Below are 10,430 nucleotides of genomic sequence, written 5' to 3' on the forward strand. Positions count from 1 at the left end.
TGCGGCGATAAACTGCCGTAAATCATGGGGTTGCGTTGGGTGCCATGGCACCCGCCGGACACACCTTCTGGCACCCATGGCTTCCGAGCGATGTCGTGACCCGCGCCGCGTGGCGGTTTTCCGCCATTGTGGCGCGGGTGCCATGGAAGACAGCCATTTTTCTTGAGTTTTCCGCCGGTTCGCGCTAATAAGTCACTGCTTCATGACTCTCATCGTCGGGCTTCTCCTTGGGAAGCTGACATGCACAGAGTTAGCGTGCGGGTGGACGACACCCTCTACGACCGCCTCAACCGCCGCGCGGTGGGCGCCGATCTCTCCTTTTCAACCTTCATTCGCTCCATCCTTGCGCAGGCCGCTGACCCGCGCGGGCGCTATATCTATTCCTCGCAAGACGAGGTGCTTGGCATCAGCATCCAGATACTGACGCTGCTTGCCACATCGATCGGTGCAGGCTCACCCGAGATACTCGAACGGGGGATGGGCGATGCGCGCGCTATCCTGCGCGAGCGGGGCCTGCTCGATCCAGAGCAGGACCGGTGAGCGGGGCTCCTGACAGCAGAGCCGATGCGGCATGCCCGGAAGGCTACGTTCTGCCGCCATATCCCGTCATCCCTGGGACCTTGGCTTCACGCCGCTCCTGGTCCTGGGGATCTGCGTCCGCCTCCGGGTGCGCCGCCTGGCCAGGGAGCAGCAGTCATGAGCATTTTCCGCAACGACACATTGGGATCCTGGACGAGGGGCGGCCAGTCGATCGTTCACAATGTCCGCATGACCACCCAGGTCTTCTTCCAAACCGTGATCGCCTGCTTCGTGCTCTGGGTGATGGGGGTAGGCTGGTATGCGATGGAGAAGTCCACCGGCTATGAGCGCTTCGTCCTCACCAAGCTGGCCGAAGCCAGTTTCAAGTCGAATGCCGCACCCGGCACCAATGATCCGATCCTGTTTAAGACCCCAGCCGGGCAGCAATACTGGACCTCGGCGGACTGGCTGCTGGCTTCGGGCCTGGCGAAGAAGACCTTGCACAGCTTCGAGCTTTACCTGATCCACGGCGCGCTGCTCTCCGGTGTGTTCGCGCTCGCCGCGCTCGCCTTCGCCTGGTTCAGCTTTACCCGGACGGGCAGGGGCCTCGGCTCCAACGAATATATTCGCGGTGCCCGTTTCGGCACGGTCAGGCAGATCAAGCGGGCGCTCTGGCGGCAGCGACGAGGGAGTTTTTCCATCGGGGGCGTCCCCGTGCCCGATGCCTTCGAGCCCGAACATATCCTGCTGTGCGGAGCACCCGGCACCGGCAAGACCAACCTCATCGTCAAGATGCTCGAGGGCATCCGCAAGGAGGGTAAGCGGGCGATCATCTATGACACCGCCGGCACCTTCGTCGAAAAATTCTACCGGCCGGGGAAGGACATCATCCTCAACCCGCTCGACAAGCGCACCGCTTGCTGGTCGCCCTGGGGGGATGTCCCGCGCGAATATCATTACGACCAGATCGCGGAATCGACGATCCCCGACAAGACCGGCGATCCCTTCTGGGCCAAGGCTGCGCGCGGGACGCTGGTGGCGGTGCTGCGCAAGCTTGCGCGCGAGGGCGAGATGCTGGTCTCGGTGCTATTGGACCGGCTGCTGCGCTCCAAGCTGAAGGACCTTGCCGCCTATGCTGCGGGCACCGATGCCGCCGCATTCATCAGCATGGAAGGGGAACGAACCTCGGCGGGCATCCAGGCTGAACTGGCTTCGGTGATGCGCAGCTTCTCCTATCTGGATGACACGAGGAAGGGGCTGTCGATCCGCGAATGGGTGCAGAATGAGGAGGGCGACAACTGGCTGTTCATCACGGTCAAGGCCGACCAACTGCCCTCGCTCCGTCCCCTGATCACGGTCTGGCTCGACATCGCGATTTCGGCGATCATGAGTCTGACGCCGGACCGCAAACGCCGCCTCTATTGCGTCATCGACGAACTGCCGACCTTGCAGAAACTGCCCTCGCTCTCCGACTTCCTCGCCCGTGCCCGCAAATATGGCGGCTGCGGCATATTGGGGTTCCAGTCCTACCCGCAGCTCGAAGCGACCTACGGTATCCAGGATGCGGCCGCGATCACCGGCTATTGTTCGACCTGGGTGGCGCTCAGGGCCAACGACACCCCCACCGCCAAGCATGTCTCGGAAAACCTCGGCCAGGTCGAACAGGTCGAGGCCAATGAGGGTATGAGCTACGGCGTCAACGACATGCGCGATGGGGTCAACCTCTCGCGCATGCAGGTTACACGCCCTCTGGTCATGCACACCGAGGTCACCAATCTCCCCAACTTGTCGGGTTATTTGCGGTTCGGGCGCAATCTGCCGGTGGTGCGGTTCGACGATCGGTTCAATACGGTGGCTACCATCGCCGAAGCCTTTGTCGAGCGGACGGAACCCCCGGTGCGCGATACCGATGGCAAGGCGATTATCGACGCCGTCCATGCGGACTCGGATGCCCGCGAGGCCGAAGAACGCCAGCGTGCGGATCAGAAAATGCCGGTAAGAGCTGCCAAAGCCGCGCCCAAAGCCAAGCAAAAGCCCTTGGACCGGCCCGACCTCTTTACCCGAACCCCTCTGGAAGAACCGTCGCCTGTGGCAGGCGAGAAGCCATCTTCCGGGGGGGCGACTGGTAACGAGCCGGACACGCCCAACATGTCGCCGCAGGACTTCACACTGGCACCGCGCCGGGGCAACCAGCGCATCGAGATCGATGTCTATGACCGCGAGAATGGCCCCGCGAAGAAGGCCCGGCCGGCATGATCCATCCCCGTCGCCTGAAAGGTACGTCCGGCAATATCGCCCGTTATTATACGGTGGGCGATTATTACACCAAGGGCGGTGAGGAACCCAGCGAATGGGGCGGTAGGCTTGCCCCGGAGCTGGGTCTTGCAGGCAAGGTCGACCCGGCTGTCTTCCAGGAACTGCTCGCCGGTAAGGTTGCCGGGCAGCAACTCGGTCGCCACCGCGTGGGCGGCGAAATCCAGCATCACCCCGGATGGGACTTTGCCGTCAATGCCCCTAAGTCGGTGTCGATCATGGCATTGGTGGCGGGGGATGAGCGGATCATTGCTGCGCACGAGCAGGCCGTCACCACCGCGCTCTCCTACATGGAAGAACATGCCGCGCTGCGCCGCCGCGAAAATGGTGAGATCGTCCACGAGACCACCGGGCGGCTGCTCTTCGCGCGGTTCACCGAACATGCCAGCCGCGAGCTTGATCCCCACCTCCACACCCACGTCGTCGTCCTCAACATGACCAACGGGCAAGAGGGCGCACCCATGGCCAGCCTCGAAAGCCGGGCCATGTACGGCGAGCAGATGGTCGCGGGCCAGATCTATCGAAATGACCTGGCACATTCCCTGCGCGAGAAGGGGTTCGAGATCGACTTCGATCCCAGGCGTGGCCTGTTCGAGATTACCGGTGTACCGCAGGATTTTATCCATGAGACCTCGCAGCGCGCGCAGCAGATCAATGCCCATGCGCAAGAACATGGCCTGACCGGCCAGGCTGCGCGACGGGCGTCCTTCTATCAGACCAGAGGTCCCAAGGCGAAGGTCGGGCTTGAAGCTCTGCACGAACAATGGAGCGCGCGGGCGGCGCCCTATGCCCGTGATCTTGCCCAAGTCACAGCCAGAGCCGGGGAGCGGGGAGAACGGGCGATCGAACCGGAACGGCAGACGGCCAGCCGGGCCGCCCTGTTCGGCATCCGCCAGGCTGAAACGCGCGAGGCCGTCAGCAACCTTGGGACCCTGTACCGTCATGCGCTCGCGTCCCATGTCGGGGAGGTCCGCTTCTCTGATATCCGCCCGCTGATCGCAGGGCATGAGGAGCGGCGCAAGCTGCTCGCGACCCGGGCGCAGACCGGCGACCAGACATTGACGCGGGGGCGCACGACGCGGCGCAGCGCCCGGCTCGAACAGGCGATTGTCCAGCACCTGGCGCTTGCCCTTGATGACGCCCGGCCGATCGCCTCGTCAGATCGGCTTCTGGCGGTTCTGGATGGTGCAGGGCTCACTCCGGCGCAGGAACAAGCGCTGGTGGCGGCCGCTACCTCGCGCGACCGCGTGACCGGTATCCACGGCGTCGGCGGTGCGGGTAAATCGACCCTGATGAAGAGTTTGAATGAGGCGGCGGAACCGGGGACGACGCTCATTGCGTTGGCGCCAACATCGTCTGCCGTCGCAAATCTTGGCCAGATCGCCGGGATCGAGGCGCGTACTGTCGCCAGTCTGCTGGCAGGGGGCGGGCACGGCATTACCGACCGCCATGTTCTGGTGCTCGATGAGGCCGGGCAACTGGGCAACCGGCAGGCACTGCGTATGCTCGAGATCAGCCGCGAGACCGGGGCTCGGCTGATCCTGCTGGGTGACAACAAGCAGACCGGCGCGATCGAGCAGGGCAAGCCGTTCTGGCTGCTTCAGAAGCTCGGGCTTCCCACCGCCCAACTCACCGAATCCATGCGCCAGGAAACCAGAGCCATGAAGGGGGCCGTCACCGCGGCGCGTTCGGGCGACTATGCGGGCTCGCTTGCTCGCCTCGACAAGGTTGTGAGCGGGGGGGATGCGGAAGCACTTGCGCGCGGACTGGTCGCCGAATGGACGCGCCTCAGCCCCGGGAGCCGGGCTTCCACCAATATCCTCGTGCTCGAAAATGCCACCCGCCTGCTCGTCAATGCCACGATCCGCGAGACCCTCAAATCCGAAGGCGCGATCGCCGCCGAGGATGCACGACTGCAAGTGCTCACCTCATCGGGTATGAGCGATCAGGAGAAGCATTATGCTCGCTTCTATTCAGGCGGGCAGGTGGTGACGTTCGCGCGCGACGTCACCGGCGCCGGGATTGCGCGCGATGCCGAATATCGTGTGGCAGGCGTCGGGCGCGAGGCCAATGGCCGCCAGGTTGTACGCCTTGTCGATGAGCATGGCCGGGTGATCCGTTGGGATCCAAGGCTGGGGCAGGCCCGCCACATCAATGTGTTCAACCGCGAGGAACGCGAGCTATCCGAAGGCGACCGCATCCAGTGGCGGCTGGCCAACAAGACGCTCGATCTCAAAAATGCCGAACGCGGCACGGTCGAGAAGCTGGAGGGCGCACAGGCGACGATCCGCTGGGATCGCACCGACAAGGTGCAGACGATCGACCTCGCTAGCCACAAGACCTGGGATCATGGCTATGCCGAAACCGTCTATTCGGCGCAGTCGAAAACCTACGCCCGCGTCTATGTGCTGGCACCGGTCGGCTCCCCCCTCGTCAACGGCCAGAATTACTACACCGCCATCACCCGCGCCCGGTTCGGGGTGAAGCTCTGGACCGAGGACGAGAAGCGTCTCATCGAAAAGCTGGAACAGCGGTCGGGCGAGAAGACCTCGGCGCTCGAAGGGCTGGGGCGGCTGCAGAAGGATTCTGCGCGCTCCTATGCTGACCGCCATGCCGATCGCCTGGCGCAGGCCCGCGACGAGCAGACACGTATGCGACAGGAGCGACGAGACGGAGCCTTGGAGCGGCAACTTGATCGTGGCCGCTCACCTGAAGGTTTGGGTGAGCGGCTGGCCGAAGGCGCGCGCGGGATTGCCGATATTCTTGATCGCATCCTGCAGTCCGCGCTCGATCGCCGATCCGGACCGGAGCGGGATCCTGGGCGCACGGCCCAGTCCGTTCCCGAAGCGCGGCCCGAACAGCATCAGCCTCACCACCAGCCCCAGTCTCAACCTCAGCCCGACCACGGCCCCGATCGATGATCGGGAAATTCTCAGCCAAGGATACTCAATATGCCCAATCCCAACTGGATCAGCATTTCCCGCTCCCGCATTGTCAACATGATCTTGCCAATGTGTGCGGGGATAGCCCTCCTTGCCGCAATCCCGGGACAGGCCCGCGCCGAAGGAGAGGGCGAGACCCGTATCGCCCACTGCATTCGACAGGCTGCTGGCGACAAGCCCTGGCTGGAAAAGACGCTCTGGGGCCTGCGTGACCAGGAAGGCGGTTGGATCGGTGCCGAGGTGCGCAACACCAATGGCAGCCATGATCTGGGGCCGCTGCAGATCAACAGCTGGTGGGTGCCCAAATTGGCCGGGCTCATTGAGCGGCCTGAATGGCAGGTGCGACATTGGTTGAGGTTTGATCCTTGTTTCAATGCCGATGCCGCCCGGTGGATATTCCTGGCGGCGTTGCATTCAACCGGGGATTTCTGGGAGGCCGTCGGGGTTTATCACAGTCCGACCGCCTGGCGGCAACGGCGCTATGCGCAGAGCGTAGCGCGCCACATGCAGCGCCGGTTTGGGCGGGATCTTTTTGCCGCGCGGACTCAGGCCGAACCGACCGCTACACCCGTTGCGGCAGAGGCGAGCGCCACTGGTGGGCAGACCGCAACTCCGGCGGTAAGGACGCTTGGCTTTGGGGTCGTTCGCCGACCGCCGAGCTGATCCGCGACCGGCACCGCAAATTCAGGTCGAACGAAATGAGGGACGCGGGAGCCATCGCTGGTTCAAGAGTGGCGCTGCTTGAGCGGGGTAATATTGCTGGACTTGCGGGATAGCAGCAGGCTTGTCGCAGCTTCACGATCGAGCGGCCTGGAGAAGAAATAGCCCTGGCCAAGCTTGCAACCGAGTTCGGCAAGATGGGTTGCCTGTACCGCGCTCTCGATCCCCTCGGCAACGACAGCAATGCCGAGTCTTTGGGCGGTGTGCAGCAGTCCGCCGATAACCGCCGCGCCAGCTCCTTCCGGCGCGAGCCTGTCTACCAGTATTTTGTCGATCTTGATCATGTCGACCGGCATCGTCAGCAGGGGCATGAGTAGTCCCCCGCCGGTTCCGAAATCGTCGAGCGCAAGGCGCAGACCTTTTGCCCGCAGCGTTTCGATAGCCTCAAGGACAGCCTTGTCCCGAAGGGCCGGATAGGCGCTCTCCGTTATCTCGATCACCAGATGTTCGAGCGGCAACCCGTGTCCGGCGAGGGCAGAAGAAATCTGCTGGTCGAGTTTACCGCCATGGAAATCGGCCAGTGAGACATTGAGCCCGATATGCTCGACGGGAACCGACCAGTCGGTCCAGCGCCGCAAATCGCCAGTAACAATCTCAAGCATGCGCCCGGTCATTTCCATGGCGATATGGACATCGGCCGTGGCTTCACGGAAGGCGGCCGCGGCAAGAAGGCCGCCATTGCCCATCCGTATACGGCACAGAGCTTCCATCGCGACGACCTCGCCTGTGTCGATACGGACGATCGGTTGGTAATGTGCCTCGATCCGGCCTTCGCGCAACGCTGCATCGACATCGCGAATGGCGGAAATGCGATGGATGATACGGGTGTCGATGCCTGGCCAGTAGCGAACGAACCCGCCGCGCCCGGTCTCCTTGGCGTGATAGAGCGCAAAATCCGCATTTTGCCGTACAGTATCGGCGGTGCGGTCGCCAGGTGCCAGCACGGCGCAGCCGATGGTGGCTTTGGGCACGACCATGTGGCCGTTGCAGTTCAGAGGCTCGGTCAGGCTTTCGAGGATTTTTGCCGCAAACAGGTCGAGATCGCGCAACGCTTCTGGTGACTGGGCGAGGATTGCGAATTCATCGCCGCCGATGCGAAATGCCTTGTCGGGTGACGCGGCGGCTTCGGCGCGGACTGCTGCTGCCCGGATCAGCGAGTCACCAGCATGATGTCCGAAGCCATCATTGATGACTTTGAGATTGTCCAGATCGAGGATGAGCAGCGCCCATGCTCCGGGTGCATCACACGATAGCTCTGAAAGCGCCGTGCTGAACGCTGTCCGGTTTCCCAGTCCGGTCAACAGATCGATATTTGCCCGCCGCTCGCGCTCCAGAACCCGTCCATGGCGTTCAAGCGCAATGGAACAGAGATGGATGCACGCATCCACAAGGGCCCGTTCGCCTTCGGTCGGCGATCGCGCTTCCCGGTAATAGAGCGCGAACGTGCCGATGACTCGGCCTGCTTCACCGAATATGGGTGTCGACCAGCAGGCCAGCAGACCAAGGGGGAGCGCAGCGTTCCGAAAATCTGCCCAGCGTGGATCGCTGGCGATATCGGTAACGGTCACGGGTTCGCGAAGGTAAGCGGCACTGCCGCACGAGCCCACTTCCGGACCGATCAGCAAGCCGTCGAGCGCTGCGCAATATTCATCAGGCAGGCTCGGCGCGGAAAGGGGGTGGAGGAAACCTTCAGGATCAACGGTGAGTACCGAGCAGATGACGCCGGGCGTTAATGCCTCGATTTCAGCGCACAGTCGGTCAACCGTCCCCTGAAGGTCGGCGCCTGTGGCGATCATTTCGAGGATGGTGTTTCGCAAGCCGAGCAAGTCTGTTCCTGTTCCCGTGAATTTGACGCCCGATTGAGACGAGACGGCTCTGAAACGGCCATATCATCATGTGTTTAAGCGTTTGCTAAACGATAGGTTTTCACTTTCCCTAGTTGATGTGCTTCGGTGACATGGTGATCATGCCCAAGTTGATTTACAGAGCGCGGCCTGTTACAAAGCGTGCACCGCGTTTTTGAACGCGAGGTTGGCCATACAGGCCCTGCAATAGTAAGGCTGTTGTTGCACCGCTGTTTTATGCGGTTCGGGTTAAATGATACTTAAAACCCGTCGCCTTAAAACCATCTTGGGCAGATTTATGCGGAGTGAAACGCACCCATCCCGGATTGCTTCGAAACATTCTGGCGACGAATGTTCGCCGGTTTCGTATGGCGCGCGGCCTCAGCCAGCAGGATTTCGCGCTCGAAATCGAAATGGATCGGACATACTACGGCGGCGTTGAACGCGGCGAGCGTAATGTCTCGGTCGATAATATCGAGAGGATCGCCAATGGGCTTGGGATCAGTCCTGATCTCCTCTTTCGAGAAGCAGATTAGGCGGCGTGGACAATTTCTGCTAATGACAGCCCGTTTCCACAGCGTTTCCGTGAATCATAAAATACAGTACAGCAGGGCGGCGAAATGCAATTTCGATATGAGCGCGAACGCGTAATGGTTTCGGAGTTTGCCGATTTACTTGATAAATCTGGCCTTGCTTCAAGGAGGCCTGCGAACGACGTTCGCCGCCTTCAGCGGATGCTCGACAATGCTAATCTGATTGTTACTGCAAGGATAGCCGAGACAGGGCGACTGGTGGGAATAGCTCGCTCACTCACTGATTGGTCTTATGCCACTTATCTCTCTGACTTGGCTGTCGATGCTGCTTTCAAAGGTCGCGGAATCGGCAGGCAACTGATCGAGGAAACGCGAGTTCTGGCTGGCGAAGAAGCAACGTTGCTGCTTGTCTCTGCACCTGATGCGGTTGGCTTTTACCAAAAACTTGGAATGCCGGTTTCTGATCGGGCGTTTCTTTATCCTCGAACGCGTTGAGTTCATATCCCGTCAGCTTCCGTGGAAGGGGCCATTTCGCCATCGCCAGATACTGGCTTAAATTTGTTCACGCCGCCTGAACTCGGTGTAGCATTCTGCTGATTCAACGCGGTTTGTAGGGGCGGTGTAAAGGATGCAGCATAGGGTCATTGCCGTCGACCGATTCGGCGTGATTCCGCGCAGATGATTGAACAGGAATGACGAGGCGTCGTTCGCCGCCTTCCACGGACAAACGCCATTCATGGGTGGCGGTTGCAATTCCTGGGGCTTTTGCCCTACCATGACCCTGCTCGCGGAGACGCGGGCGGAGGCGTGGAAACCTTCTGAAGATAGAGCCGGCAGCTTAGGCTACCGGGTGGCGGACGCGCATGTCCAAGGCCACCCGGCCCAAAGGCGTTCGCGCCTGACTATCTTCAGGTTTCCAACACCCGGTTCCAGGGCTGGCACGTCTCCTTGCGGAGACGTGCCGTCGGCTGCCTGGAGGGGCGGTGCACAATGCTGGAGCAAAGGGCCGATATGTGTTCACCTCTTCTGGACAAGCTGTTGGCGCAAGATCGTGATGCCAGGTCGAGGCCAAGAGTGCTGTGGTCGTTTCTGGCCCGGTTCCCTCCCAAAGCGTTTGGTCTGAGCGGTGCCCTGTGACCGATCGCGACCCAAGCCGTGACCGGGCCATCCTGCTGATGCGCGAGGTTCTGCTGTTGCTGGATGCTGGGCACGAGGACATGGCGGCCGTCCATGTGCAGTGGGCGATCGATCTTCTCGAAAAAGGCGCTGGCCGTTCGTGTGGTAGCGGCGAGGCAGTTGTTGAAATCCTGGACTGGTGATCCGTTTCAGGCGGATCAATCCTGCCTCGGTAAGAAGCGATCTGGCAGGGCGTGCTATTCTGCCCGCCGGCTTTCGGTTGTCATGTGTGGCAGGATGCAGCTTCAGTCGACGAAAGCACGCTCAATCACGAAATGCCCCGGTTTGGCGTTCGAGCCTTCGGCAAAGCCCAGCGCAGCGAGCCGGGCTGAGGATCAGCGTGCAATAGGCACCCCCTTCGTGGGGTGATCGGCGTGCAAAAA

The 10,430-nt window shown here is 61.6% G+C and carries 8 protein-coding genes; 7 read left to right on the forward strand and 1 reads right to left on the reverse strand.

Annotated features, from left to right (window positions below; all coding sequences use genetic code 11):
- Window positions 1-240 precede the first annotated feature (240 nt).
- The 4 genes from AX724_RS09000 to AX724_RS09015 all read left to right on the forward strand — a co-directional run bounded on the left by AX724_RS09000 (window position 241) and on the right by AX724_RS09015 (window position 6,437).
- A complete protein-coding gene (locus tag AX724_RS09000; RefSeq protein WP_066765536.1) occupies window positions 241-540 on the forward strand; it encodes a CopG family transcriptional regulator in 300 nt (99 codons plus the stop codon).
- 156 nt (window positions 541-696) lie between these two features.
- Entirely contained in the window at window positions 697-2,775 is a 2,079-nt protein-coding gene (locus tag AX724_RS09005; RefSeq protein WP_066765538.1) for a type IV secretion system DNA-binding domain-containing protein, read from the forward strand.
- Window positions 2,772-5,753: a MobF family relaxase gene (mobF, locus tag AX724_RS09010; RefSeq protein WP_066765540.1), complete on the forward strand. Its 2,982-nt coding sequence runs from the start codon at window positions 2,772-2,774 to the stop codon at window positions 5,751-5,753. The genes AX724_RS09005 and mobF overlap by 4 nt, the downstream gene beginning before the upstream one ends.
- A gap of 30 nt (window positions 5,754-5,783) precedes the next feature.
- Window positions 5,784-6,437 carry a lytic transglycosylase domain-containing protein gene (locus tag AX724_RS09015; protein ID WP_066765543.1) on the forward strand — a complete coding sequence of 218 codons (654 nt, stop codon included), beginning with the start codon at window positions 5,784-5,786 and terminating at the stop codon, window positions 6,435-6,437.
- 62 nt (window positions 6,438-6,499) lie between these two features.
- Here the strand turns inward: AX724_RS09015 and AX724_RS09020 are convergent, their stop codons facing one another.
- Window positions 6,500-8,320, reverse strand: coding sequence for a putative bifunctional diguanylate cyclase/phosphodiesterase (locus AX724_RS09020; protein ID WP_197421528.1), 1,821 nt, complete (start codon window positions 8,318-8,320; stop codon window positions 6,500-6,502).
- A gap of 323 nt (window positions 8,321-8,643) precedes the next feature.
- Here AX724_RS09020 and AX724_RS09025 point away from each other — a divergent pair, with 323 nt between their 5' ends.
- The 3 genes from AX724_RS09025 (at window position 8,644) to AX724_RS09030 (ending at window position 10,190) form a co-directional block, all read left to right on the forward strand.
- The gene (locus tag AX724_RS09025) at window positions 8,644-8,874 is read left to right on the forward strand and encodes a helix-turn-helix domain-containing protein (RefSeq protein WP_066765545.1); all 231 of its coding nucleotides are present in this window, start codon (window positions 8,644-8,646) and stop codon (window positions 8,872-8,874) included.
- An 84-nt stretch (window positions 8,875-8,958) separates the two neighbouring features.
- Window positions 8,959-9,366: a GNAT family N-acetyltransferase gene (locus AX724_RS22775; protein ID WP_082733466.1), complete on the forward strand. Its 408-nt coding sequence runs from the start codon at window positions 8,959-8,961 to the stop codon at window positions 9,364-9,366.
- A 638-nt stretch (window positions 9,367-10,004) separates the two neighbouring features.
- Window positions 10,005-10,190 carry a hypothetical protein gene (locus AX724_RS09030; RefSeq protein ID WP_066765546.1) on the forward strand — a complete coding sequence of 62 codons (186 nt, stop codon included), beginning with the start codon at window positions 10,005-10,007 and terminating at the stop codon, window positions 10,188-10,190.
- Window positions 10,191-10,430: the final 240 nt, after the last annotated feature.

It is taken from the genome of Sphingobium sp. CCH11-B1, from assembly GCF_001556865.1.
GTDB lineage: Bacteria > Pseudomonadota > Alphaproteobacteria > Sphingomonadales > Sphingomonadaceae > Sphingobium.